A 25,666-nucleotide genomic window follows, 5' to 3' on the forward strand; every position below is an offset into this window, starting at 1 on the left:
ATTTTACTTCATACCGCTATTATTTATTACATATCTAAAAATCCTATACTTTGTCTGGTTATAGTAAAGTAATTCATGTTCAATAGTTTGAACAAGTTTGCATAAAATTTGCAATCATTTGCAAAATATTTCACCTTAAACATCGTTATGTATATCCTAAATAATCTGTACTTTAAGGTTTGATTCCTCCCCGTTTTTTCTCTACAGATATACATTTTCTCAAGACCGATAAGTATATTTTTGCACGAGTTTGCTTTTATACTAATTACCTATTTCCTTCCAATTTATCGCTCTATTTAGCCGAGTTATCTACACTTTCCAATAACTCCCCTATTGCCATGCAAAGTGATGCGTTAGATTATCTCACTCCAATTTTTTCAATCTTTTATTACCACAATTTTACTTAGGCGGTTATGCCTTTAATTTTGTATCTTTGGGCATTCAATGTCTGTATTGATGAACCAAAAAACTCTTTCATAATTCGTACTAATGTTGTATTAATCTCAATAGCAACCATACTATTGATAGATTAATCCCTTATCAAAAATGAGTCAAAAAGTAAGTAATCAGCTCTTAGCACAACTTGCTGGTACGCTCGAAGGTGATTTTCATTACGATACCGTAATGCGTACCTTGTATGCGACCGACGCTTCGGCCTATCGTGAAATGCCTACCGCTGTTGCTATCCCAAAATCGGTAGAGGACATCAAAAAACTTATTGCTTTTGCTGCCAATAACGGTTCCTCCATTATTCCTCGTACTGCTGGTACGTCGCTCGCTGGACAGGTTGTTGGTGACGGTATTGTGGTAGATGTTTCCAAAAACTTTACGAAAATTCTTGAAATAAATAAAGACGAACATTGGGTACGTGTGCAACCAGGTGTAGTGCGTGACGTGCTCAACATGGAACTCAAAAAACATGGTTTGTTCTTTGGTCCTGAGACTTCCACTGCCAACCGTGCTATGATTGGCGGAATGGTCGGAAATAACTCATGTGGCTCAAACTCTGTGGTTTATGGCTCTACTCGTGACCATTTATTAGAAGTGCATGCTATTTTAGCGGATGGTTCAGAAACGGTTTTTAAATCAACTGACAAGGTAGACTTTAACACTTTAGTAGCTACAGCACAGCAAAAAAACGGCTCTGCAACCTTGTTAGATAAGATTTATCTTAAAACTAACGATATACTCAGCGATTCAAAAAATCAAGACGAAATCCGTGCGGAGTTTCCTAAGCCTACCATCGAACGTAGAAATACAGGATATGCACTTGATATGCTATTGAACTGTGAGCCATTTACGCCAAATGGTAAAGCATTCAATATGTGTGAACTCATTGCTGGTTCTGAAGGAACACTTTGTTTTATCACCGAAATTAAAATTCATGTCAACGATTTACCTCCTAAAGAAATCGGTTTATTATGTGTTCATTTCAATACCATAGACGAAGCTCTTAGAGCCAATCTTATTGCGATGAAATACAAGCCTTCTGCTTCGGAGTTGATGGATCATTATATCCTAGAATGTACTAAAGCAAACCCTGAGCACCGCCAAAATCGTTTCTTTGTGGAAGGTGACCCAGGTGCACTTTTGGTGGTTGAGCTTCGCGATAATGATGTTGCCGAAATCGAAAAACAGGCTGCTGCTATCGAGGCTGAAATGCGTGCTGCTGGCTTTGGCTATCATTTTCCAAGAGTTTACGGTGCTGATACCAAGCGCGTTTGGGATTTGCGAAAGGCTGGTTTAGGGTTATTATCAAATCTTCCTGGCGACGAAAAAGCAGTAGCTGTTATCGAAGATACAGCCGTAGATGTCAATGACCTGCCTGAATTTATTAAAGAGTTTAATGAAATTCTTGCAGCCAATAATATGTATTGTGTGCATTATGCGCACGCTGGCTCTGGCGAACTTCACCTCCGCCCTATCATTAATTTAAAGACGGAAGAAGGCAATAAACAGTTTAGATTGATTGCGGAAGAGATTGCTACTTTGGTAAAAAAATTCAAAGGTTCTCTTTCTGGAGAACACGGTGATGGTCGTTTGAGAGGCGAGTTTATCAAGCAGATGGTTGGTGACCACAACTATCAATTGATGAAAGAAATCAAAAAGGTTTGGGATCCTAAGAATATCTTCAATCCAAATAAAATTGTAGATACTCCTCCGATGGATACGTTCCTACGCTATACGCCGGGACAAACTACCCCAGAATTCAAAACAACTTTCCGTTTTTACGACCAAGATATCTTGCAACATGCCGAGCAATGTAACGGTTCAGGCGACTGTCGTAAGACGCATTTGTCAGGCGGAACTATGTGTCCTTCTTACATGGCTACTCGCAATGAGAAAGAAACAACTCGTGCTCGTGCCAATATCTTAAGAGAGTTTTTGACTCGTTCGGACAAAGCCAATCGTTTTGATCATGAAGAAATCAAAGAAGTAATGGATTTATGTTTGGCATGTAAAGGATGTAAATCTGATTGTCCGTCGAACGTAGATATGGCAAAACTAAAGATGGAGTTCTTGCACCAATATTACAAGGATAATGGAGTACCTCTTCGTAGCAAGTTAATTGCCAATTTTTCGAAACTTTCAAAAGTTGCGTCTTATGTTCCTTGGGCTTACAATTTGGTATTTGATACGCCTGCGCTACGTAAAATTGCTAATAATATCGTCGGGTTCCACCCTGAACGTACGATGCCTCTTTTGGCAAAGGAAACGTTCTTAAATTGGAACAAGAAACGCTCAAAAGCAACTGGTTTAAGCAAAAAAGTTTATCTCTTTGCTGATGAATTCACGAACTACAATGATGTAGAAATCGGTAAAAAAGCGGTTGAGTTGCTAGAAAAACTGGGCTATGAAGTAGTTATTCCAAGCCATGTGGAATCTGGTCGTCCACAATTATCAAAAGGTTTATTGGACGATGCAAAAGCTTTGGCTACGAAAAACGTAACCTTACTAAAAGATGTTATTTCAGAAAATACTCCTTTAGTAGGTATTGAACCATCAGCAATTCTAACTTTCCGTGACGAATATCCTGATTTGGTTGATGATAATCTCCTAGAAGATGCTAGAAAATTAGCGAAAAACACTTTTATGGTAGAAGAGTTTTTCGCAAAAGAAATTGACGCTAAACGTATTGATAAGTCGTTGTTTACAAGTGAAAAACGTTTAATCAAATTACACGGTCACTGTCAACAAAAATCACTTTCTAGCTTAGTTCCTGCCAAAAAAGCGCTTTCATTACCAAGTAACTATGAAGTTCAATTGATTCCAAGTGGTTGTTGTGGTATGGCGGGTTCGTTTGGCTACGAAAAAGAACACTTCGAACTTTCTAATCAAGTAGGCGAATTAGTATTGTTCCCGACGATTCGCCAGCAACCTGATGAGGTAATCATTGCTGCTTCAGGTACAAGCTGCCGTCACCAAATCCATGATGGTACTGGTCGTACAGCTTTGCATGCAGTTGAAATCCTTCATGCAGCACTAATTTGATAAGCTAAATGTAAAGGTCGTATTATGCGACCTTTACATTTAGTACATTAGTTATTTTATCATAAACAAGTATTAGAAACCACTTCACAATTTCATGATTACTCAGTTTTCGAAAGCTCTTCATAAGCATTATTCACCTTTATTATTTTGGATTATAGTATGTGTACCAACATCATTATTTTTCATTTGGTTGATACAAAATAGCTTCAATATGATTTCTAGAGATGAGTATCGTATTGCAGGAAAATTTCTAAAAAACTATTACAATGCTGAAGGATTCATAAATTCAGCCAAAACACTTATTGCTCCAGAAAATGAAAGTAGACCTGTGGTCGTTCGTCTTTTATATGTATTGAGTTACACATTAACTGGTAATGTCAACTTTCAATTTATTTGTATTCTTGGTAATTTAATTTTATTAGGGTATTTGTTTTTAATCAAAACAATTATAAAACAGCTAGATGTTTCTTCTTTCTACTTTTTACCCATTCCTTTCTTATTTTTAAATCTAGGACCTTACCTCACTTATCTTTTTTCATACGAGACTTTTTTTTATATCAGTTCCTTTGTTGTTCCTATTTATATTTTCTACTTAGATATAGTTAGGAAAAAAACATTCCTAGCTATCATATTTATTATTATATCCTTTGGTATAGGAAGCACGGCACTACTCTGTGCATTATTTTTATTTTTAAATAATCTTGTGAGAAAATACTACAAGGAAAGTATGGTTTTTGGGATAGCTTTATTTTTGATGATTATCTCTATTCCAGACATTAAAGACCCACATTCAGGAAACCAACTATCAGGAATATTTCTCCATTTTAAAGAGATAACACTTTTAGTTGTTGCATTCTGCGGTAATATTATAACTATTTTTAATTCTTCTGAATTCACTACTATTATATTTGGTGCAATATTGTTATTCTGCCCTGTATTTTTATTTTTCACAAAAATGAGGTGGAATAATACAGTACATAACTTCATTATCACAAGTATAGCTTTTATGCTAATAATGATTACTTTGAATACGTTGAAACGATGGAGAGAAGATTATAATGGGTATTTATCAGAAATTTTGACTGGTCATAAATTAATATTTACATTGGGGCTTTTTAGCCTTATATATATATGTGTTCTTGCAGGACTTCAAAAAAGTGAAATAAAGAAAAGAATTGTGGGAATTAGTATGATGCTATTTGCTCTAGTATTTTATGCACGAGCTAACTTTATAAACTTTCGTAATGCCATTGAATATCAAAAAAGACTACAGTGTGACATTTTTAACTGGGAAGCTTCAAAGTATATAGCTAACGATGAAGAACATCAATATGACTTTTTAAGACAAAAAGGTATTTTTACTCCAAAAGGGTCTTTCACTCCAGCATTTGTTCAAAATCTTAAAGAGTTGGCAAAGGATACAACCTTACAGTATCAACCATCTTTATTTAAAGTTACTAGAGGACAAGGGAAAAATAAGGATATGTATGGGGTTTATCCTCAATATGAAGTGATTGAAAATAGTAACTTACCAGTACCATCAAAGATTTTGCATTCAAATGGGCATTTTATTGTGCTCATAGGAAAGCAAAATATGTTTATGACTGCATGCACTTTGAATGCCCCTTCTATTAGAAAATTATTAGCTGGTAAAAATCCATTAAACCCAGGTTTTAGTTCTGGATTTTCATATCTAGATATCCCGCGAGGTGATTATCAAATAGCCCTTTGTACTATTCAAAACCTAGAGATTATTAACTTTGGCTATATTGGACAAAAAGTTCATTTATGGTAGATAAATAGTTCATAAACATAAAAAATATGTTTATGAACTATTTATTTAAATTTCACACCCCTGCATCTAATGGTCTAACACTCACTTGGTGAGGTTGAGGATAGGTGATTAATTTGGAAAAATCTACTTTCCAAAAATCTAAATCCAACAACTTGCCATTAGAATCTTTTGTGAGCGTAATCACCACGGGGGTTCCATCAGAATCTACGTATTCAACCTGAATCAAATCCCCATCGTAAAGATTAGGGTCGTCACCCATACTTATACTCCCCATTTTACCTCCTTCATATTCTACGACATCCTCACGAATGGGATATTGTGCTGAGGTAAAACCAAGCAATCCTAAAAGGTGCTCTATCAATGCTAGCTCTTGCGGTTTAATTTTTCTTGTATCTTGACTCATTATTTTTGTTCTCTCAATCGTTTATCGTTTCAGAATGATTTTATTTTAACTATAAATGGTATCCGTTAGCTCAAAGCTACAAAGATAAAACATTGTCTTTGTAGGAAAACATCTAAATTGCATTGGATTCGTTTTTATAGTTTCTGCCAAATCTACTTTTAAACATTCAACAACAGATGGTAAAAAAATTAATTGCCTTAGGTTCATTGCTTGCCTTGCATTGGAGCAGTCAGGCACAACAAAAATCTAATTACAGTCAATACGACCTTTTTAACCCACTTTTCAATTATACTCTGTCTACTCCTACTCGCAGTGGCACAGGGTCGCCAGGGGCTACTTATTGGCAAAACCAAGCAGATTACAAAATCAATGTTGCACTCGATGACCAAAAAAATATCTTAGATGGCGACGTAGAAATTACCTATAAAAATGCCTCGCCAGATAAGCTTAATTTTCTTTGGTTACAACTTGATCAAAACCAATTTAGTAATACATCTCGTGGTTCGGCCACTACGCCTATTTCAGGCGGGCGCTTTGGCAATGTCAATTTCAATGGTGGCTATACCATCAAGTCTGTGACAATCGATGGAAAGCCTGCTGAATTTGTGGTAGAAGATACACGTATGCAAATTCGTTTGGCGAATCCAATAGCTGAGAAAATCGGTTCAGCCAAAATTAAAATTGTATATTCTTTCCAGATTCCTAAATACGGCTCAGACCGCGTGGGAATGCACGAGGCACAACAAGGAACCGTTTATGAAATTGCGCAGTGGTATCCTCGTATGTGCGTATATGACGATGTTGAAGGCTGGAACGTTCTTCCTTATTTAGGCGCAGGCGAATTTTACCTAGAATATGGTAATTTTGAATATGCTATTACAGCTCCTGCATCACATATTATTGTAGGTTCGGGCGAACTTACCAATCCATCAGAATGCTGGACAAGTGAACAACTCAAAAGACTGGCTCAAGCTAGCAATAGCGATAAAACCGTCATGATTAGAAGTGCCGCTGAAGTTGTAGAAGCTAATTCAAGACCAAAAACTGAAGGTAAAATCACATGGAAGTTTAAATGCAGTACAGCCCGCGACGTAGCCTTTGCTTCTTCGAAAGCATTTGTGATTGATGCTGCTAGAATTAATTTACCAAGTGGCAAAAAATCGCTCGCAATGTCTGCTTATCCTGCAGAATCTGGAGGTGATAAAGGCTGGGGACGCTCAACAGAATACGTAAAATCATGCTTGGAATTCTATTCAAAATGGTTGTATGAATACACCTATCCTGTGGCTACCAATGTGGCAGGTTCAATCAGCGGTATGGAGTATCCTGGGATTGTTTTTTGTGGAAGTACAAGCACGACACAAGGCCTCTGGGGCGTAACAGACCATGAATTTGGACATAACTGGTTCCCAATGATTGTAGGCTCAAACGAACGTAAATTCGCATGGATGGACGAAGGCTTTAATACCTTCATCAATTTTTACTCGACCGACGATTTTAATAATGGCGAATACAAAGGTTATAAAATGGATATGCACCAAATGGCTAAACAGTTATTCCGTGAAAGTGCAGAACCTATCATGAATATTCCTGATGTATTGCAGTCAAGCAACTTGGGTTATGAAGCCTATTACAAACCCGCTATTGGCTTGAAAATTTTGAGAGAACAAGTTTTAGGAAAAGATAGATTTGACTATGCATTCAAAGAATATATCAAACGTTGGGCTTTTAAACACCCTACTCCTTATGACTTTTTCAAAACCATGGAAGATGCCTCTGGCGAAGATTTAAGCTGGTTTTGGAGAGGTTGGTTCTACGAAACTTGGAAATTAGACCAAGCCGTAAAAGATGTTCAGTATATTGAACAAGATCCTAAAAACGGTGCTGTTATCACTATTGAAAATCTTGAAAAGCTAGCCATGCCTGTCGAGGTCGAATTAGAAATGGTTGGCGGTACGAAAGAACGTATCAAACTTCCTGTTGAAATCTGGCAAAGAGGTAACTCTTGGACCTTTAAAACCTCAACAACTTTGCCTTTTAAATCAGTGAGCATCGATCCTGACCATGTTCTTCCTGATTTCAACTCAAAAAATAACGTTTGGAAACCTTTGAACATAAAGGCTCAGAAACCAAATTAAGCAATAGCTAATCATGCTATGTATTTTTAAAATATGAGTCATCCTGAATTTTTAGGATTGGGATTATTCTCCATAATTTTCATCAAAAAGCGGTCGAAAAATATTTTTCGACCGCTTTTTGATGCTATTATACTAGATTTTATTCAGCTCAAGACGCAATCATTGCGTCTCTACTACTAGAATACAAATTGTAACATAATCACTCATCCGCTCAATTACTAAATTAGGGATGACTTATGTTTTTATTTGTGCCCTTACCTCATTTTTAAAGCATTTGTACAAAAAGTATTGCTATTTTCTCTAACTTCAACGATTCAGAATCTAATAATTTACCTCCCTTTTCAAATGAACAATCTAGATTGGCTAGCAATAGCTCAAAAACTCCAGTCAATAGCCCAAGCAGGTATTTTTTATGCAGCAGACAAACCTTATGACCTTGAGCGTTATCAAGAAATTTCTGATTTAAGCGTAAAAATCCTAGAGAAACTAACGGATGAACCTGTTGAAAAAATCATTAACCTATTTGCAAGCGAACGAGATGGTTATCAAACTCCTAAAGTGGATATTCGTGCTGTGGTATTCAATGAAGAGGGTAAGATTTTGATGGCAAAAGAAACAGTAGACGGTAAATGGTCTTTGCCTGGTGGCTGGGGCGATATAGGATATACCCCATTTGAAGTAGCTGAAAAAGAGGCTTGGGAAGAAACAGGTCTTAAAGTAAAAGCCGTAAAACTATTGGGGGTTTTTGACAAAAGAAATCATGCTCATCCTCCGCAAGCTTGGTATGTTTACAAGTTATTTATTTTATGCGAAATCATCGGTGGAGAACTAAATGCACATACACAAGAAACATCAGCAGTAGAGTTTTTTGATAGGAACAACATCCCTCCTCTTTCAGTAGACCGCGTTGTAGAAAGTCAAATTGCTAAAATGTTTGAGTACTACGATAACCCAGAACTACCTATTTATTGCGACTAGTTGGCTATGTGATGAATTGGTCAACAAGTCATTGTACATTATTGCTCAAATATTAGGGCTTACAGCGGAGATTTTAGCTAAAACCTCCGCTGTAAGCCCTAAATTATATTAGTTAATCTAAGTTTATTTAGCACTAATAACAGGCACTTCTACCTGCACTAATGAACTAACCGTTGCACCTTTCGTAATAGCTGGCTCCCAATTAGGCATTTTGTTTAATGCGTCCAACACTAGTCCTGTTGTATTTATATCAGAAGCTTTCATAAGTTTGAAACGCTCAGTACGTCCATCCTTACGAACTACAAACTGTACGACAACCTTATCTTGTTTTTCAGCATCTGATAGCTTTTTAGAGGTTTTAAGTGTCTTATCTAAATATTTCAAGAAAGACTTTGCTCCCCCTGGGAATACGGCGATTTGATCAGGTTTTGTAAAAACTGAATCGCTGTAGGCTTCTTCTTCCAACAAAGAAAGCACACGCATTCCTCTAGAATTATATTGTTTTTTCTCTTCCTCAGTTAAGGTTACCTCTGGAACAGCCTCTTTCACGACATACTCATATAACCCGCCTTCTGCTTTAGAACTACTTGCACCGCTAACGGCAACAGACTTGGGCTCTTCTACTTTCGGTGCTGTTTTTGGTAAAACAATTGTTTCTTTAACCTTTGCTTTTTTATCCATAATTGAACGCAAAGCAGCCTCATCATCCTCATCATTTTCGTCATCGTACGAGACATTCGTAATTATGTAATCACGATTAGAGGAACTAAGCTTCAAATCTGGGGTTTCGGATTTTACCGATTCAACTAAAGCAAATGATGATAACAGAGAAGAAACTGAAAGTAAAACAGATACATCATTCACGCTCGTGTAAGGATTGGCAGGTAACACGAAAGCTTGGTGGTCTGGTAGCTTCAAGGCAAACTTACTACTATTTTTCTTCGATGATTGAGCAAATGTATTGGCGGTATAAATGCTTAAAATACTTAGGACTAGGAGATACTTTCTTTTCATTTTTTTAATAAATAGTCTTAACGTGTGGGTAATACATCTATACGTACAAATTTTATGCCATTCGACCATGAGGTTTATGAAATAAAAAAGGTGAAGCAAGCTTCACCCTTAAATCGTACTCAAATCTTTACTTAACTCATTATCAAGGATATTGTAATTTTATCACTGTATCCTTTTTAAAATATCGTTGTATGGTAACATCTAAGCTTCCTTCTTTTTTGATTAAGGTATTTTTAGGACTAACTTTATCCCAAAAGTCACCTTTCTCTTCAAACAAATCTATTACCTTTTTTTCCTTGGTGCTATCATTAACTACTTCGGTTATTTCGAGTAAATAATGGATTCGTGCCGAATCAATTACGTTGGCCCATTTTTTGGTAATTTTACCATTCCAAGCCATCTGTTTAATATCGCCAGCTCCTGTAACAGGCCTATTTTTGCCACTGCTTGTTAAATAATCAATGCCATAAACCACCAGCACAACTAGAAAAATCAAAGGTGTGATTTTGCCATTTATAGGATTTTTCTCTTGACCAGCCGAACTATTGCCTGATCCGCCCATCAAATCTCCAAAGAAAGGCATTTTTAACTTTTGACGAGGTGGACGACGGCGTTGAGGAGTTTGTTCCATGATATTCAATAACTTACCTATTCAAAAAGGCGTTTTAAGTGATTTCTAAAATATGACAAATCGTTTTCTAATGCAATATTAATTATAACGAAATTGTTTTTAAAAGGTTCTAATGAACTAAATTTGTAAGTAATTAATTTTCTGTAGGAATACCAATAGGAATTTACAGGCTTTGTGTTTGAAAAAATACCCTATTTTAAAACCTCATTTAATAATCTCTAAAGATTAACGAATACGAACAAAATGATAAATTATTTAACCAAGGCAGTTACAAAATTCTTTGGTACTAAGTCAGAGCGTGACATCAAAGAATTAATGCCAATTGTAGAAAACGTCAAAGTTGAATTCGCCAAACTTTCTAATTTGACGGACAATCAACTTCGTCAAAAAACAGTTGACCTTAAAGCTCTTATTCAAGAGCGCTTAGCCAAATATGATGCTGAAATTTCTGATTTCAAGTTAGAAATTGAAGGTAATCCTGAAATGTCGGTTGATGTTAAAGAAAATATCTTTAACCAAATCGATAAATTGGAAGTTGAGCGTAACAAATCGCTAGAGGTAGTTTTGATGGAAATTCTCCCTCAGGCATTTGCGATTGTAAAAGAAACGGCTAGAAGATATACGGAAAACAAAAAACTTGAGGTAACCGCGACTCCTTATGATATTGAGATGTCGAGCCGCAAGAAAAACGTTGAAATTGTTGGAGACACCGCCATCTGGCATAACAAATGGATGGCCGCTGGTAACGAAATCGAGTGGAATATGATTCACTACGATGTACAGTTGATCGGTGGTATTGTATTGCACCAAGGTAAAATTGCCGAAATGGCAACTGGGGAAGGTAAAACTTTGGTTTCTACCCTACCTTCATTCTTGAATGCTTTGGCTGGACGTGGCGTACACCTTGTAACCGTTAACGACTACCTTGCTAAACGTGACTCTGAGTGGAATGCGCCATTGTTTGAATTCCACCAAATTACCGTTGACTGTATTGACAAGCACGAACCAAATACAGATGCTCGTCGTAAAGCATATTTGGCAGATATTACGTATGGTACAAACAACGAGTTTGGTTTTGACTATCTACGTGACAACATGGCTCGTAGCCCAGAGGAACAAGTTCAACGCAAGCACCACTATGCCATGGTCGATGAGGTTGACTCCGTTTTGATTGATGATGCCCGTACACCATTGATTATCAGTGGGCCAATGGCTCGTGGAGATGAACAAGATTTCGAAATTTTCAATCCATTAGTAGCTCGATTGGTTGATCAACAAAAACGTATCGTTCAGGAGTTATTGGTAGAGTCGAAAAAGTTAATTGCAGCAGGAAAGAAAAAAGAAGGTGGTTTGTCATTATTCCGTGCTTTCCGCGGTTTGCCAAAGAGCCGTCCGTTGATTAAATTCTTAGGAGAGGTTGGTGTGAAGCAAATCATGCAAGAAACAGAATCTATCTACCTTGCTGAAAACCAGAAGTTAATGCCTGAAGCAGATGCTCCTTTGATGTTTACTATCGAAGAGAAAAATAATCAGGTAGAACTTACGGAAAAAGGTCTTGAATTCATGGCAAGATTGATTGACGATGCAAACTTCTTCGTTATTCCTGATTTGTCTGTTGATTTGAATACCATAGAGAAAGATGCAGAATTGAACGAGCATGACCGCTTGGTTAAAAAAGAGGCTTTGATTCGTGATTACTCAGCAAAAACTCAACGTATCCATACAGTAAACCAATTGCTCAAAGCTTATACTTTATTCGAAAAAGATGCTGAATATATCATCGATGAAGGTAAAGTGAAAATTGTAGATGAGCAAACAGGTCGTATCATGGACGGTCGTCGTTACTCTGATGGTTTGCACCAAGCAATCGAAGCAAAAGAAAATGTTAACATCGAAGATGCTACACAGACTTACGCTACGATTACTTTACAAAACTACTTCCGTATGTATCATAAACTTTGTGGTATGACGGGTACTGCCGAAACAGAAGCAGGTGAGTTTTGGACAATCTATAAATTGGATGTTGTAACAATTCCTACGAACAGAAAGATCTCTCGTAATGACCACGAAGATAAAGTTTACAAAACTGTTCGTGAAAAATATAATGCAGTAGCTCAAGAAATTCAAGAAATGGTAGAAGGTGGTCGCCCTGTACTTGTGGGTACTACTTCTGTCGAAAACTCTGAGTTATTGAGCCGTATGCTTACGATTCGTAAGATTCAGCACAATGTACTCAACGCGAAACACCACGCACGTGAAGCCGATATCGTAGCAGAAGCTGGTCAAGCAGGTAAAGTTACTATTGCGACTAACATGGCTGGTCGTGGTACCGATATTAAGTTATCACCAGAAGCTAAAAATGCTGGAGGTTTGGCTATTATTGGTACAGAACGTCATGAGTCTCGTCGTGTCGACCGCCAGTTAAGAGGTCGTTCGGGTCGTCAAGGTGACGTAGGTTCATCTCAATTCTTCTTATCGTTGGACGATGACTTGATGCGTAAATTTGGTTCAGACCGTATTGCTAAAGTGATGGACCGAATGGGTATGGAAGAAGGTGAGGTAATCCAACACTCTATGATTACTTCGTCGGTAGAACGTGCTCAGAAAAAAGTAGAAGAAAATAACTTTGGTATTCGTAAGCGTTTGTTGGAATACGATGACGTAATGAACTATCAACGTAATGCTATCTATAAACGTCGTCAGAATGCTTTGTTTGGAGAACGTTTGTCATTGGATATTGCCAACACAACGTTTGACGTTTGTTCAGATATTATCCAAAACAATATTTCTTACGATGAAGTAGAGCTTCGTGTTATTGATATTTTGGGAATGGAGCCTCCATTCGATCGTGAGGAGTTTGCCAAGTTAAATACTCAACAGCGTACAAATCGCTTGTACGATGCAGCAGAGAAACACTATAACGCCAAAAATAAAGCGCTAGCAGAAAAAGTTATTGACTTTGCTCAAGAAGCTTTATCTCAAGGCTATCAAGGTATTCAGGTGCCTATCACAAATGGCGTATTGGTAACAGGTGTCTTTGCTGATGCCAACGAAACGCTTGCTACAAATGGCAAAAAGGTTATCTCTGAAATGGAGAAATTCATTGCATTAAGCCTTATTGACCAAGAGTGGAAAGAGCACCTTCGTGATATGGATGACTTGAAACAATCAGTACAAAATGCAGTATTTGAACAAAAAGATCCATTATTGATTTACAAATTCGAAGCTGTTAAATTGTTCGAACGTTTCTTGAGTCGTATCAACGTAGACACTGTTAGCTTCTTAATGAAGGCCGACATGCCTGATTTTCAGCAAGCAGTAGAACAACCTGTGGTACAACAAGCACCAGCTCCACAACCGAAGCTACAAACACAAAAAGATGAAGCTATTTCATCATTAGTAGGTGGTTTGGCTGGTACTTTAGATTCAGGTCTTGATTATATTGATCCAAGCGCAGGTCAGCATGTTGAGAAAGTTGCTCCAAGACAAGCCATCAAAATTGCTGATCGCAATCAAAGAGTAACCGTTCAATATCAAGATGGTTCAATTAAGGAAAATGTAAAATACAAAACTGTTGAGCAAGATGTAGAGAAAGGCATTGCAGTTGTGATTGCATAACAAAAACAAAAAACGCCCGCAAAACGGGCGTTTTTTTGTAAATTAACCATTTTTATATTAAAATCTATATCAAAGAATCCCTTCAACAGGATTTTGAAATCGTAAATATTTTACAAAGGTATATTTTTTTCTACACGATTCAATCATATTATAGATTTTCGCACTTTATAACCGTTTAATCTATTTACTCTCCTAATTGAGCAATTAAAAGCCCTATTACCCTTACAATTAAATTATATTTAGTATTTTTGGATTCTATAGTATTTACAATACATATATATCTTCCAATCAATTGCGTTATCGATTAAAATACAACGATAATCGTACCTAGTATACTTTATACAACCACGTCATTTTTTAAACCTTCGTTAATAATAGTGAGTCAATTGTTACTATTGGATACATTCAGCTCTGATGCAGGAAATTTAACTGTATTTGAAAAAATCCTTCCTGGACATATAAGACGCGTGTTTTATATTCAAGGAAAAGAAGATTCTGTCCGAGGTGGACATCGTCACAAGGAAACTTGGCAGGCCTTAGTATGTATTTCTGGAAGTTGTCGCGTTCTCAATAATAACGGCCTTAAACAAGAAGAATTCTTACTAGATTCGCCTCAAAAATGTTTAGTCTTAGCACCAGAGGATTGGCACGTAATGGACCAGTTTTCTAGTGATGCTATTCTATTAGTCTTGGCCAATCAGTTTTATGATAAAGAAGACTACATTTATGAACCTTACCCTCAATCGACCATTACAACCGTATGATTATCCCCTTTTTGAGCCTTCAAAATACCAATAAGCCTTATCATGATGATTTAAAAAGAATTTTTACCGAAACACTTGAAAAAGGTTGGTTTATCTTAGGGCAAGAGTTAGTCACATTTGAGAATCGCTTTGCTAGCTACTGTGAAACTAATTTCTGCTTAGGGGTAGCCAATGGTTTAGATGCTCTTACCATTATCCTAAAAGCCTGTAAATATCCTCCACAATCCGAAATAATTGTACCTGCTAATACTTACATTGCTACGATTTTGGCTGTAATCAATGCTGGTCTAAAGCCTGTATTAGTCGAACCATCACAAGAGACTTATCTGATTGACCCCAATCAAATAAAACTAGCTATTACCACTAATACTAAGGCTATCATGCTTACACATTTGTATGGAAAATGTTGTGAGATGACAGCTATTCAAGCTATTGCAGAAAAATATCAATTACACATCTTTGAAGATGCAGCGCAAGCTCATGGGGCTACGTACTTAGGTGTAAAAGCAGGCAATTTAGGTGATGCAGCAGGTTTTAGTTTTTATCCTTCCAAAAACCTTGGAGCATTGGGTGATGGTGGTGCGATTACTTGCAATAGTAAATCGCTTGCTCAAGCGTATCGACAACTTCGAAATTATGGTTCATCTCAAAAATATGTATTTGATGAAGTTGGACTCAATAGTCGTTTAGATGAAATACAAGCTGCTTTTCTATCTCTTAAACTAGAACATTTGGATGGCGAAAATCTGTATCGTCAAAAAATTGCTCGCCATTATCTAGAACAAATTCAAAACCCTTCAATCGTCCTTCCTCCATCTAATTCAATCGATGAGGATGCATGGCATTTATTTGTGATTAGAACCTCCGATAGGGACAAATTTCGTTCCTATTTAGCAGAGAATGGTATCGGAACTGACATACATTATCCCATTCCTCCACACAAACAAAAGGCACTTTCAGAGTTTAATCATCTCAGTTTTCCAATTACAGAAAAGATTCATCAAGAAGTACTCAGTATTCCTTTAAACCCTACTTTGCAAGAATTAGAAATTGAGTACATTATCGAAAAAATCAATAATTTTAAAGGTTAGAGAGCATTCTCTTGAAATCTTTCCCAAAAAGTTATCATCCTTTCATTTAAGATATGCTATTATCAGTTGTAATTCCTGTCTATAAAGGAGCGCAATCTATTGGTTCGTTGGTAAGTAAATTACATGAAACCTTACAGAGCGTTTCATTCGAAGTCGTTCTTGTAAACGACGGAAGTCCTGATAATTCTGAGGAAGTTTGTGCTGCATTGGCGCTCCGTTATCCAAGAGTAAGCTTTATTTCTTTGCGTAGAAATTTTGGAGAATTTAATGCGGTAATCTGTGGGCTTAACCATACGAAAGGGTATTTTGCTGTAATCATCGATGACGATTTCCAGAACCCTCCTAGTGAAATCCTAAAACTTTTACAGAAAGCTCAATCTGATAATCTAGATGTGGTTTATAGTTATTACGAAGATAAAAAGCATCATTATTTTCGCAATATTGGCAGCTGGCTCGTCAATCAAATGACAACATACCTTTTCGGAAAACCTAAAGATTTGTACTTGTCTAGCTTTAAACTTATTAAAAAAGAAGTGGTAACCGAAATCTGTAAATACACAGGACCTTACCCTTATATCGATGCATTAATTTTTCGGGTAACCAAAAATGTTGGTCGTGTTTTGGTTGAACATCATGCACGAACCGAAGGACAATCCAGTTATACCGTTCAAAAATTAGTCGCATTATTCCTATCCATTCTTTTTGGGTACTCACTTTTACCTGTTAGAATCATTCTCAGCACTGGGCTTATCACTCTCGGGTTAAGTTTTATACTTCTTTTGATACAACTTCTTGGTTTTATTGATTGTAGTGCCACTTTTTATGCCATTTCTATTTTAGGAAGTATTCAGATTACTGGACTAGGAATTATTGGCGAATATGTTGCCAAAGGCTTTTTGACCCAAAATAATCATCCACAATTTGTCATAAAATCAAAACATATCAACCATGCTGAATAGTAGTCACGAAGAATACAAAATGATGTTTGAGGTAGAGGAAAAACTCTGGTGGTATCAAACGCTACATCAAAGGGTATTGGAAGGTATTGTCGAGAATTTTGGACAAAATAAGGAAATTCAGATATTAGATGTTGGTGCTGGTACAGGAGGATTATTAACCTTTCTACAAAAACAAGGATATACGAATATTCAAGGTATAGATTATTCGGAATCGTCTCTAAGTTTTTGTCAACAGCGTGGCTTAAACGTTCAGAAAATGAATGCTGCCGAATTGGGTAATCATTTTCCCAATGAATCTTTTGATGTAATTGTTTGCAATGATGTCGTATATTGTCTTGACTCAGAGGCTATTAAAAGTACTTTAGCGGGGATTGCAAAATTACTTCGACCGAAAGGCGTTTTTTTAACAAATAACAATGCCTTTGATATGTTCTTCGGGACTCATGATATCGCTGTGGGAGGTAAACATCGTTTTACCAAATCTACGTATGCACAGTATTTGCCAGCCACTCTAACCATAGAGAAACATACCTATTGGCCATTTTTTTTATCTCCACTCATCTTGGCAGTACGTAAGTTACAACAACTACAACTTAAATTAAATTTGATTGATAAAACTCAAATTGTATCGGATGTGTCTCTTCCCAGTGCAGGTATCAATCAATTGTTTTATCAGTGTTCAAGGATAGAAAGAAGGCTATTTGATTCAACTCCGTTTGGTAGCTCTGTATTCTTGACTATCAAAAAGTAATTATTTTTTCAAAAGGTATTTATCAAAAAAGCCATCTTTTTTCAAACAATACTCTTTAATTGCCGTAGAGTCGCCATAAGCACTTTCCTGAAAAGAGAGCATTGAGGTATAATTATTTATAAAAGGTTTTGCAATCGTAGTTTGAGGCTTACTTGGAGATATTGCTAAACCGAAATTACGTATCGAATGTAGCCCTCCTAATAAAATGTATATGGCTAAAAAATAAACGGTCCATTTCTTTTTTTTCCAATAATACATAATCCAAATACTGATACAACAAGACATGATAGTAAACGCTGGTATCACACCACGAATGTTCAAATCATTGTAGAGTCCTACTCGATAAATACCAAATATCATAATTAAACACATACACCCATAGATTAATGGGCTCCAGTCGAATGGCTCAGTTCGAATAAAACAATACCAAATACCTACATTTGCGAGCACATAGATGGCATAGTAAACTATCCATAACGAACTGCCCGCTTGCCAAATAAAGCCTGTATTTCCGCTATTCACTCCTTCGGTACTGATAAAGTAAATCATAAGAGGTAGGAAAGCTGTCACTAACCCTATCATTCCGAATAATTCAGGCAGCCTCTCTTGAAGGAAAAGTGTCTGGAAGTCTTTTAAAAAAAGAATTAATACAAAAGGAAATAAACCGATACTCGCTAAAGGACTCCAATACATGGTTGAAAGTAGCATTAACAAGAGCTCAGGTCGGTTAATTTTCTTGCTTAAAAACGCCTCTAAAATAAAACAAGCCCCCAATACAGCGGGTAAAGTATGTTGAGGAGCCCAAGCCCAGTTATCTTCAAATTTGGAAAGCACAAGATAAAAATCGTTGATAAGAATAAAATAGTGCGGAAATACCTCTCGATGCCATCCTATCAAATCAATCAAGGCATATATTATCCAAGCATTTGGAAATATTATGACTAATACGACCAATAAACCTCCGTTCTTTTTTACAAAAGTGCTTATCCACAATAACGCAAAAAATAAACCTAAAACACTCCATGCCAAAGCAAAATAGCGGGCACTCTCCAAAGAGAACCATTTTGCAAGCTGCGCTACGGGTAGATAATATCCTAGATAATAGCACATGTGTACTTTGTAGTGAGCATAATACAAAGGCCAATCATGCTGAATCAAATCATAATATTTGAAATTATTAGCAACAAAGTCAGACTCTTGTCTCTTAAACTCTCCTATCCCTAATAATACATTCACACCTATTGCTAAAGTCAATATCCCCACGATATGAGCCCAACCATAATACTGAGCAGACACTTCTCTAATATCATTTGCTATATCTTTTTTCACATACCAAAAGAAATAGGTAATCATCAAGATACTAGCACTTATCCCCACACTAAGGTTGACCCAAGTCAATAAAAACAAGATGGATGGAATAAGAAGATAGATAAGCGAAGCGTACTTTAAGGTTCGAATCAAGTTCATAAGCAGGTAAAGAAGGCAAAGAAAAGGGCCTCTTCGGCCCTTTCAATTTTATAATAATACAATTTCGTCGGCGTTGGCTACCTCAAAATTTTGGGTTTTGAGATTCTGTGCAATCACTAAAGATGACTCTCTCGCTCTTGCAATAGCTATTACGTTTGTAGCTTGGTCTAAGATTTCAAAAACTTCTCCTCTTTCAAATTCTCCATCAACTTCAGTTATACCAACCGCTAATAAACTTTTTCGTTTGTTTAGCGCTTCTACAGCACCTGCATCTATTACGACATTACCAGAAATAATACTTCCACTGCCTAGCCATTTTTGGCGAGCCGTCAAGCTAGCTTCTTGAGGGGCAAACACTGTTCCTATCTTTTCAGCAACCGCCTCGATAATCCCATTTGGCTTGTTCATCCCAAAAATTACCACTTTGATTCCCATGCGGGTAGCCAAACGGGTATAATTCAGTTTTGAAACCATACCCCCCAATCCTAAAGCAGACTTATCAGTATCTACAAATCCTAAGACCTTCTCATCAATTTGTTCAACAAAACGAATAATCTGTTTTTGGTCATCTAGTAAGCCCCCCACAGATGTACAAAGCAACAAAGCTGAAGCACCAAAACCTGTGGCGATTAGTGTAGCCAATTCGTCATTATCAGAAAACTTCAACTCCAAATTACTTACTACGTCATTTTCATTGGCAATCGGAATAATGCCGTTATCCCATAACTCTTGGTAGGTCTCTTTCAGTTGTAAAAACTGATTACGATTGGCAAAATGTTGTCGCTCGCAAAGGCTTTGAGCAATGGCAATGTCATATTGAGAAAAATAATTGGTGTATTTGGCCAACAACAAAGGATTACCAATAGCTGCCGCAGCCTTGCGCTCGGTGATTGTTCCTTTATATTCTTTGATAAAGCCTTTTCCTGCTCCTACTGCACCTGAGGATACTAATACGATATGATAATCCTGATGAAGAATTGCTACTTGTCGAGCAATTTCTTGCAAAACAGCCTCGTTCAATTCTCCACTTTTATGCGTAATGGAGGCTGTTCCAAATTTGATAACTAAAACTGGTTTTGACATTTTATATAAATTCTATCATACTGGGGTTAACAGAACAATGCGTTCTCATAATAACTGTTGACAGTTATACCACAAAGATAGAGGAATGAAAAAACAAAAGAATCATATGCCTTGATTTTCATATCTCTCAACTCATTATCCTTCTGTCTGATTTGGGTCAAAATAAATACTGGGAGTGTCAGGGACGAAACTTCTAGGCTGTTGGATTCCTTTTCGTAGCAACAATAAATAATCTGCTCTAGGAATTTCAATAGCGCCATATCTTTTCACATTGTCGTTGATAAACTGTGTATCGAGCAACTCATATTGTTGCTTTCGCAGGTTTTCAATTAAATAGTGAAAAGCCACTTTCGAAGAATTAGGTTCTAGATAAAACATAGATTCACCAAAGTACACTCCTCCTATTGCTACACCATAAAGCCCGCCGACAAGTCTGTCACCTATGTAAGCCTCCACAGAATGAGCCATACCCATTTGATGCAAATCGCAATATGCCTGTATAATTTCTTCCGAAATCCATGTTTCAGGCTCGCCATTACGTGGTAGGGCACAATGGCGCATCACCGCTTCAAAATCTCGATTGATATGAATCTCAAACAAATTCTTATTCAAAATTGGTCGTAAAGACTTTGCGGGTTTATAGGTGTCGATAGGAATAATGGCACGTGGGTCTGGCGAATACCAATACAAAGAGCCGTCGGTATCGGCCATTGGGAATATGCCATTCATGTATCCATACATCAAATCTTCCGCTGTTAATTCATCCATTTTTAATATTTATCAATTGGCAAATCAAAGTGTTTTTCAGTGACAGAATAGATTTTTTTTCTAAAATTCTCCAGTAATTTCACTCAAATGCCTCTAGTTTATTAGTGCCTCTCAAATCAATTTTAGGGAATTATTAGCATATTTCCAAACTCAAACCTCTTAAGCTATTAATGGGTAGCTATAAGTATAAATACTCCCAAAAAACATTCAATAAGTCCAATAAATGGTACTCAATAGAGATGTATAGTATTAAATTTTCAAACTATTAAAAAAAAATCTTGCATCTTACATTTTGTTTTGGTAAACTTTGCACGATTTTTAGTTTTAATACTTACAAAAAAATAACAGGTCGTCCTAAATTAAGTAAAAAAACACTTGAGCTTTCAAGCGATTTTCACACAACCTTACAATACCATAGTGAAAAACCTTTTTTTACATATCATCGTTGAGCCTACTGCGTTACCACGCAGGCGACCATTCTTTTTTAGGGTTTGACCCTAACTCTTCCTTTGCTTGCCTATGTGGCAGGTTATCTCATTATCTAGTTTATTTTCTGTTTTTATCGAATTAACTCCTTGAACCGTAGCAGGTTAACGCTATCGCTATCATTCAATGAATCAATATAAAGTTCAGGTCGCATCCGCTGAACACTTACATCTGGCTGAGGCTATTTGCCTTGAAATGGAAGAATCCGCTAAAGCTCGCGGAACAGGAATCGCTAAGCGTTCTCCACAATATTTACGTGATAAAATCAACGAAGGAAAGGCTATCATCGCTATCGATGATAACGGCGCTTTTGTTGGCTTTTGCTATATCGAAACTTGGGAACACGGTAAATTCGTAGCAAACTCAGGTTTGATTGTAAAGCCTGAATGGCGTAAATATGGTGTTGCTAAGGCTGTAAAAGCCAAAGCATTTGAGTTGTCTCGTAGCAAATATCCTGATGCCAAAATCATTGGTATTACTACCTCGTTGGCAGTAATGAAAATTAACTCAGAATTGGGTTATGAGCCTACCACTTTCAGCGAACTACCTGTTGACGATGCCTTCTGGAAAGGTTGTCAGTCATGTGTCAACTATGATGTACTTTCTCGTACCGACCGTAAGCATTGCTTGTGTACAGGGATGATTTTTGACCCAGAATGGGAGAAAAAAGCTAAGCAACGTGAAGCTGAAACCCTTGTTACAAGCGAGTCTGAGCCTGCACGTGGCAATTGGGACTTCTTGAAAGATGTAAAAGTACTTGAACGTTTACTTTCTATTAAAGAAAAAATGTTCTTGAAAATGGCAGAAAGAAGCAAAGAACGTAAGTTAAGAAGAGGTATTGCCTAATAAAAAGCCAAAATCAAGCATTAATTGAAGTGTATCTTGATCATATAAACAACCAGAAAGTAAGGTACTGTTAAGCCATTCTTTCGAAATAAAAAAATGAGTAAACCAAAAGTATTATTAGCATTTTCAGGAGGCCTTGATACCTCTTTTTGCGTGAAATATCTTTCAGAAGACCGTGGTTATGAAGTACATTCTGCCTTGGTAAACACAGGAGGTTTTTCAGCAGAAGAATTGAAAGACATTGAAGAAAAAGCCTACGGATTGGGCGTGGTATCACACGTAACATTAGATGTAGTTGAAAAATACTACAATGATTGTATTCGCTATATGGTATTTGGTAATGTATTGAAAAACAATACTTATCCATTATCAGTATCTGCCGAACGTGTTTTCCAAGCTACTGCCGTGGCAGAGTATGCTAACCAAATTGGTGCCAAAGCCATTGCTCACGGAAGTACAGGCGCAGGCAACGACCAAGTACGTTTTGACGTTGTATTCAGAATTTTATCTCCAGAGGTAGAAATCATCACTCCTATTCGTGACCTTAAACTGTCGCGCGAAGCCGAAATCGAATACCTTAAAGAAAAAGGTGTGGTAAGAGAATGGCATAAAGCGGCTTACTCAATCAATAAAGGATTGTGGGGAACATCAGTTGGAGGGAAAGAAACACTTACTTCAAATGGATATTTGCCAGAGGAAGCTTGGCCAACACAAGTAACCAAATCTGGTGAAGAAACTGTAAAATTACATTTCGAAAAAGGTGAATTAGTAGGTCTTAACGGTGAAACATTATCACCAGTTGAAGCCATAGTTAAGCTTAATGAAATTGCTGCTCCTTATGGTATTGGTCGTGATATTCACGTGGGAGATACAATCATTGGTATCAAAGGTCGTGTAGGTTTCGAAGCGGCAGCACCATTGTTGATTATCAAAGCTCATCACTTGCTTGAAAAACATACCTTAACGAAGCAACAACTTTACTGGAAACAAAATATTGCTGAAATGTATGGCACTATGCTACACGAAGGGCAATTCTTGGAGCCAGTAATGCGTAACTTCGAAACATTCTTGGCAGATACCCAAGATAACGTTTCGGGTGTTGTTGAAATTCATTTGGCACCATACCGTTACTTTGTAGTAGGTATCGAATCACAGTATGACTTAATGTCTTCTGTATTTGGTTCTTATGGTGAAATGAATAATGCTTGGACAGGTGATGATGTCCGAGGATTCTCTAAAATTGTGTCGAATCAAACAATGATTCACCGTAAAGTTACAGACTTAGCCCAACAGCAATAAGAATATTTGTTTTACTTCATGCGACAAATTTTCGTGTTTAGCTTGGGCTACGCACGAAAATTTGTCGCATTTTTTTATCATATAAAAAACATGATTAAAGTAGGAATTATCGGTGGTGCAGGATATACAGGTGGAGAGTTACTCAGAATTTTAATCAATCACCCAGAAGTAGAAATTACCTTTGTGAACTCAAAGTCTCAAGCTGGAAAACCTGTTTATGCTACGCACACAGATTTGTTGGGTGATACCGAATTGGTATTTACAGACGAATTGCATACTAATATCGATGTAGCATTCCTTTGCTCAGGACATGGCGAGTCGAAAAAGTTTTTGGAAGCTAATCCTGCCTTTAAGGGAATTAGCATTATCGACCTAAGCACAGACTATCGTGACCAATCTGAAGGATTTGTTTATGGTTTGGCAGAATTACAAAGAGACAAAATTAAAGGTGCCAAGCATATTGCGAACCCTGGCTGCTTTGCGACTTCTATCGAATTGGCCTTGTTACCATTAGCTTCAGCAGGATTAATTCAAGATGCCATTCATATCTCAGCAGTAACTGGCTCTACAGGTGCAGGACAGTCGTTGTCGGCAACAAGCCATTTCTCTTGGCGTAACAACAATATTTCTATTTATAAGGCTTTCACCCATCAGCACTTGACCGAAATTGGCATGACGCTCAATGAACTTCAAGCTGATTTTGATCAGCCTATTAATTTTATTCCGTACCGTGGCAACTTTACTAGAGGTATCATGGCAAACGTTTATACAAAGTTTGAGGGTACTTTAGCTGAAGCGAAAGAATTGTATAAAAACTACTACGCCAATCATCCTTTCACCACAGTAAGCGATGCGGCAATAGATGTAAAACAAGTGGTAAATACCAACAAATGTCTGATTCACTTAGAATTACACAATGGCAATTTATTAATTTCTAGTATCATCGACAATCTTACAAAAGGAGCATCAGGTCAGGCAGTACAAAATATGAACCTAATTTTTGGGTTACCTGAACGAACTGGTTTGGCGCTAAAAAGTGTTGGGTTCTAAGAATGTGCTTTGCTCTGACTTAGAAATTCTGGTGTAGGTTCTATTCAGACTGATTTATATCATCTTTCCAAGTCGAGTGAATGCTTAATTTTGAATTTGGAGGTTACTCATCAAAATTTCAACGATTGAGTCATATTCTCTTTACCAACAATTTAAACAATCACTCTCTCAAAAATGAAAAAGCTAGTACTATTACTTGGGCTTATTTTACCAACACTGAGCATCGCTCAAGAAAAACAACCGTATAGTCGCAAAGGACAAGGATTTGTTTATTGGGGATACAACCGCTCCACTTATACCAAATCTGATATTACGTTTATTGGTCAAGGATACAACTTTACGTTACATGATGTAGTAGCAAAGGATGCTCCTTCTCCACTTGGTCGCGAATATTATGACCCAGCGCTTTTTTCTATTCCACAGTTCAATATTCGTGGGGGATATTTTTTTAGCGACCACTGGGCGATATCTATCGGTTGGGACCACATGAAATATGTGATGGTCAACGACCAACAGAGTACTATTACAGGAACCATCTCGGCACAGGTATCTAACCCTGCTATTACCGTAAATCCTGCTTATGTGGGGACTTTTGACCATAAGCCAATTACAGTTAACTCAAAAGACTTTTTAACCTTTGAGCATACTGATGGCTTCAACTTTGCCAGTGTTGACCTAGACCGTTATGATAGACTTTGGAAGGCAAAAAATGGTGTACAAGGGCTTGATTGGATTGTAGGTGGTAGCGTAGGAGCATTTGTTCCCCGAAGTGATGTTCGCTTATTTACAGTAGGTAAAAACAATTATTGGAATGTTGCCGGTTATGGATTTGCCTTAAAAGCAGGTTTACAGTTCGATATTACCAAACACGTATTCTTACGCAACGACATCAAAGGAGGTTTTTCTCGTCTAAACGACATCCGTACAACAGGTCGTGACGGCGATTATGCTAAACAAAGCATTTGGTATTTAGAAGATTATTTTGTTTTAGGCTTCACTATCGGCAAAATGAAGAAGTAAGAATGTAGACTTA

19 protein-coding genes are annotated in these 25,666 nt (G+C 37.1%); 13 read left to right on the plus strand and 6 right to left on the minus strand.

The window, feature by feature from the left end; all coding sequences use genetic code 11:
* The first annotated feature begins 546 nt into the window (after positions 1-546).
* Both QM481_RS19205 and QM481_RS19210 read left to right on the plus strand, forming a co-directional pair.
* Positions 547-3,492: an FAD-binding and (Fe-S)-binding domain-containing protein gene (locus tag QM481_RS19205; RefSeq protein WP_283382948.1), complete on the plus strand. Its 2,946-nt coding sequence runs from the start codon at positions 547-549 to the stop codon at positions 3,490-3,492.
* Between the two features lie 211 nt (positions 3,493-3,703).
* Positions 3,704-5,287, plus strand: a complete 1,584-nt coding sequence (locus tag QM481_RS19210) for a hypothetical protein (RefSeq protein ID WP_283382949.1) — start codon at positions 3,704-3,706, stop codon at positions 5,285-5,287.
* A gap of 52 nt (positions 5,288-5,339) precedes the next feature.
* Here QM481_RS19210 and QM481_RS19215 read toward each other — a convergent pair whose 3' ends face one another.
* Positions 5,340-5,690: a DUF6984 family protein gene (locus QM481_RS19215; protein WP_283382950.1), complete on the minus strand. Its 351-nt coding sequence runs from the start codon at positions 5,688-5,690 to the stop codon at positions 5,340-5,342.
* 176 nt (positions 5,691-5,866) lie between these two features.
* On the opposite strand from QM481_RS19215, the gene QM481_RS19220 reads away from it, so the two are divergent.
* Positions 5,867-7,828 (plus strand): M1 family metallopeptidase, encoded by a 1,962-nt coding sequence (locus QM481_RS19220; RefSeq protein ID WP_283382951.1) that lies wholly within the window; start codon positions 5,867-5,869, stop codon positions 7,826-7,828.
* Between the two features lie 345 nt (positions 7,829-8,173).
* Entirely contained in the window at positions 8,174-8,806 is a 633-nt protein-coding gene (locus tag QM481_RS19225) for an NUDIX hydrolase N-terminal domain-containing protein (RefSeq protein WP_283382952.1), read from the plus strand.
* A gap of 123 nt (positions 8,807-8,929) precedes the next feature.
* Here the strand turns inward: QM481_RS19225 and QM481_RS19230 are convergent, their stop codons facing one another.
* Both QM481_RS19230 and QM481_RS19235 read right to left on the minus strand, forming a co-directional pair.
* Positions 8,930-9,820: a hypothetical protein gene (locus tag QM481_RS19230; protein ID WP_283382953.1), complete on the minus strand. Its 891-nt coding sequence runs from the start codon at positions 9,818-9,820 to the stop codon at positions 8,930-8,932.
* 142 nt (positions 9,821-9,962) lie between these two features.
* Complete coding sequence (locus QM481_RS19235; protein WP_283382954.1) at positions 9,963-10,451, minus strand: hypothetical protein; 489 nt, start codon at positions 10,449-10,451, stop codon at positions 9,963-9,965.
* A 243-nt stretch (positions 10,452-10,694) separates the two neighbouring features.
* On the opposite strand from QM481_RS19235, the gene secA reads away from it, so the two are divergent.
* The 5 genes from secA to QM481_RS19260 all read left to right on the plus strand — a co-directional run bounded on the left by secA (position 10,695) and on the right by QM481_RS19260 (position 17,634).
* A complete protein-coding gene (gene secA / locus QM481_RS19240) occupies positions 10,695-14,069 on the plus strand; it encodes a preprotein translocase subunit SecA (protein ID WP_283382955.1) in 3,375 nt (1,124 codons plus the stop codon).
* A 377-nt stretch (positions 14,070-14,446) separates the two neighbouring features.
* Positions 14,447-14,833, plus strand: a complete 387-nt coding sequence (locus tag QM481_RS19245; protein ID WP_283382956.1) for a sugar 3,4-ketoisomerase — start codon at positions 14,447-14,449, stop codon at positions 14,831-14,833.
* Complete coding sequence (locus QM481_RS19250; protein ID WP_310589677.1) at positions 14,830-15,924, plus strand: DegT/DnrJ/EryC1/StrS family aminotransferase; 1,095 nt, start codon at positions 14,830-14,832, stop codon at positions 15,922-15,924. Before QM481_RS19245 ends, QM481_RS19250 begins: the two co-directional genes overlap by 4 nt.
* Positions 15,925-15,977: 53 nt before the next feature.
* The gene (locus QM481_RS19255) at positions 15,978-16,883 is read left to right on the plus strand and encodes a glycosyltransferase family 2 protein (RefSeq protein ID WP_283382957.1); all 906 of its coding nucleotides are present in this window, start codon (positions 15,978-15,980) and stop codon (positions 16,881-16,883) included.
* The gene (locus QM481_RS19260; protein WP_283382958.1) at positions 16,873-17,634 is read left to right on the plus strand and encodes a class I SAM-dependent methyltransferase; all 762 of its coding nucleotides are present in this window, start codon (positions 16,873-16,875) and stop codon (positions 17,632-17,634) included. Before QM481_RS19255 ends, QM481_RS19260 begins: the two co-directional genes overlap by 11 nt.
* Here the strand turns inward: QM481_RS19260 and QM481_RS19265 are convergent, their stop codons facing one another.
* From QM481_RS19265 to aat, 3 genes are all read right to left on the minus strand, one after another.
* The gene (locus QM481_RS19265) at positions 17,635-19,101 is read right to left on the minus strand and encodes a hypothetical protein (protein ID WP_283382959.1); all 1,467 of its coding nucleotides are present in this window, start codon (positions 19,099-19,101) and stop codon (positions 17,635-17,637) included.
* 48 nt (positions 19,102-19,149) lie between these two features.
* Positions 19,150-20,184: a glutamate 5-kinase gene (proB, locus tag QM481_RS19270; RefSeq protein WP_166550445.1), complete on the minus strand. Its 1,035-nt coding sequence runs from the start codon at positions 20,182-20,184 to the stop codon at positions 19,150-19,152.
* 135 nt (positions 20,185-20,319) lie between these two features.
* Positions 20,320-20,952 carry a leucyl/phenylalanyl-tRNA--protein transferase gene (aat, locus tag QM481_RS19275; RefSeq protein WP_283382960.1) on the minus strand — a complete coding sequence of 211 codons (633 nt, stop codon included), beginning with the start codon at positions 20,950-20,952 and terminating at the stop codon, positions 20,320-20,322.
* A 612-nt stretch (positions 20,953-21,564) separates the two neighbouring features.
* Between aat and QM481_RS19280 the strand changes: the two genes are divergently transcribed.
* The 4 genes from QM481_RS19280 to QM481_RS19295 all read left to right on the plus strand — a co-directional run bounded on the left by QM481_RS19280 (position 21,565) and on the right by QM481_RS19295 (position 25,653).
* Positions 21,565-22,284, plus strand: a complete 720-nt coding sequence (locus tag QM481_RS19280) for a GNAT family N-acetyltransferase (RefSeq protein WP_095161987.1) — start codon at positions 21,565-21,567, stop codon at positions 22,282-22,284.
* Between the two features lie 96 nt (positions 22,285-22,380).
* Entirely contained in the window at positions 22,381-23,583 is a 1,203-nt protein-coding gene (argG, locus tag QM481_RS19285; protein WP_166550443.1) for an argininosuccinate synthase, read from the plus strand.
* A 90-nt stretch (positions 23,584-23,673) separates the two neighbouring features.
* Positions 23,674-24,633: an N-acetyl-gamma-glutamyl-phosphate reductase gene (gene argC / locus QM481_RS19290; RefSeq protein WP_283382961.1), complete on the plus strand. Its 960-nt coding sequence runs from the start codon at positions 23,674-23,676 to the stop codon at positions 24,631-24,633.
* Between the two features lie 174 nt (positions 24,634-24,807).
* A complete protein-coding gene (locus QM481_RS19295; RefSeq protein WP_283382962.1) occupies positions 24,808-25,653 on the plus strand; it encodes a hypothetical protein in 846 nt (281 codons plus the stop codon).
* The last annotated feature ends 13 nt before the right edge of the window (positions 25,654-25,666 follow it).

The sequence above is a fragment of the Flectobacillus rivi genome (assembly GCF_030056655.1).
Taxonomy (GTDB): Bacteria; Bacteroidota; Bacteroidia; order Cytophagales; family Spirosomataceae; genus Flectobacillus; species Flectobacillus rivi.

Excerpts from the sequence above, each read along its gene's own strand:
- QM481_RS19205 (WP_283382948.1), top strand. The coding sequence starts at position 547 with ATGAGTCAAAAAGTAAGTAATCAGCTCTTAGCACAACTTGCTGGTACG.
- QM481_RS19210 (WP_283382949.1), top strand. The coding sequence starts at position 3,704 with ATGATTTCTAGAGATGAGTATCGTATTGCAGGAAAATTTCTAAAAAAC.
- QM481_RS19215 (WP_283382950.1), bottom strand. The coding sequence starts at position 5,690 with ATGAGTCAAGATACAAGAAAAATTAAACCGCAAGAGCTAGCATTGATA.
- QM481_RS19220 (WP_283382951.1), top strand. The coding sequence starts at position 5,867 with ATGGTAAAAAAATTAATTGCCTTAGGTTCATTGCTTGCCTTGCATTGG.
- QM481_RS19225 (WP_283382952.1), top strand. The coding sequence starts at position 8,174 with ATGAACAATCTAGATTGGCTAGCAATAGCTCAAAAACTCCAGTCAATA.
- QM481_RS19230 (WP_283382953.1), bottom strand. The coding sequence starts at position 9,820 with ATGAAAAGAAAGTATCTCCTAGTCCTAAGTATTTTAAGCATTTATACC.
- QM481_RS19235 (WP_283382954.1), bottom strand. The coding sequence starts at position 10,451 with ATGGAACAAACTCCTCAACGCCGTCGTCCACCTCGTCAAAAGTTAAAA.
- secA (WP_283382955.1), top strand. The coding sequence starts at position 10,695 with ATGATAAATTATTTAACCAAGGCAGTTACAAAATTCTTTGGTACTAAG.
- QM481_RS19250 (WP_310589677.1), top strand. The coding sequence starts at position 14,830 with ATGATTATCCCCTTTTTGAGCCTTCAAAATACCAATAAGCCTTATCAT.
- QM481_RS19255 (WP_283382957.1), top strand. The coding sequence starts at position 15,978 with ATGCTATTATCAGTTGTAATTCCTGTCTATAAAGGAGCGCAATCTATT.
- QM481_RS19260 (WP_283382958.1), top strand. The coding sequence starts at position 16,873 with ATGCTGAATAGTAGTCACGAAGAATACAAAATGATGTTTGAGGTAGAG.
- QM481_RS19265 (WP_283382959.1), bottom strand. The coding sequence starts at position 19,101 with ATGAACTTGATTCGAACCTTAAAGTACGCTTCGCTTATCTATCTTCTT.
- proB (WP_166550445.1), bottom strand. The coding sequence starts at position 20,184 with ATGTCAAAACCAGTTTTAGTTATCAAATTTGGAACAGCCTCCATTACG.
- aat (WP_283382960.1), bottom strand. The coding sequence starts at position 20,952 with ATGGATGAATTAACAGCGGAAGATTTGATGTATGGATACATGAATGGC.
- QM481_RS19280 (WP_095161987.1), top strand. The coding sequence starts at position 21,565 with ATGAATCAATATAAAGTTCAGGTCGCATCCGCTGAACACTTACATCTG.
- argG (WP_166550443.1), top strand. The coding sequence starts at position 22,381 with ATGAGTAAACCAAAAGTATTATTAGCATTTTCAGGAGGCCTTGATACC.
- argC (WP_283382961.1), top strand. The coding sequence starts at position 23,674 with ATGATTAAAGTAGGAATTATCGGTGGTGCAGGATATACAGGTGGAGAG.
- QM481_RS19295 (WP_283382962.1), top strand. The coding sequence starts at position 24,808 with ATGAAAAAGCTAGTACTATTACTTGGGCTTATTTTACCAACACTGAGC.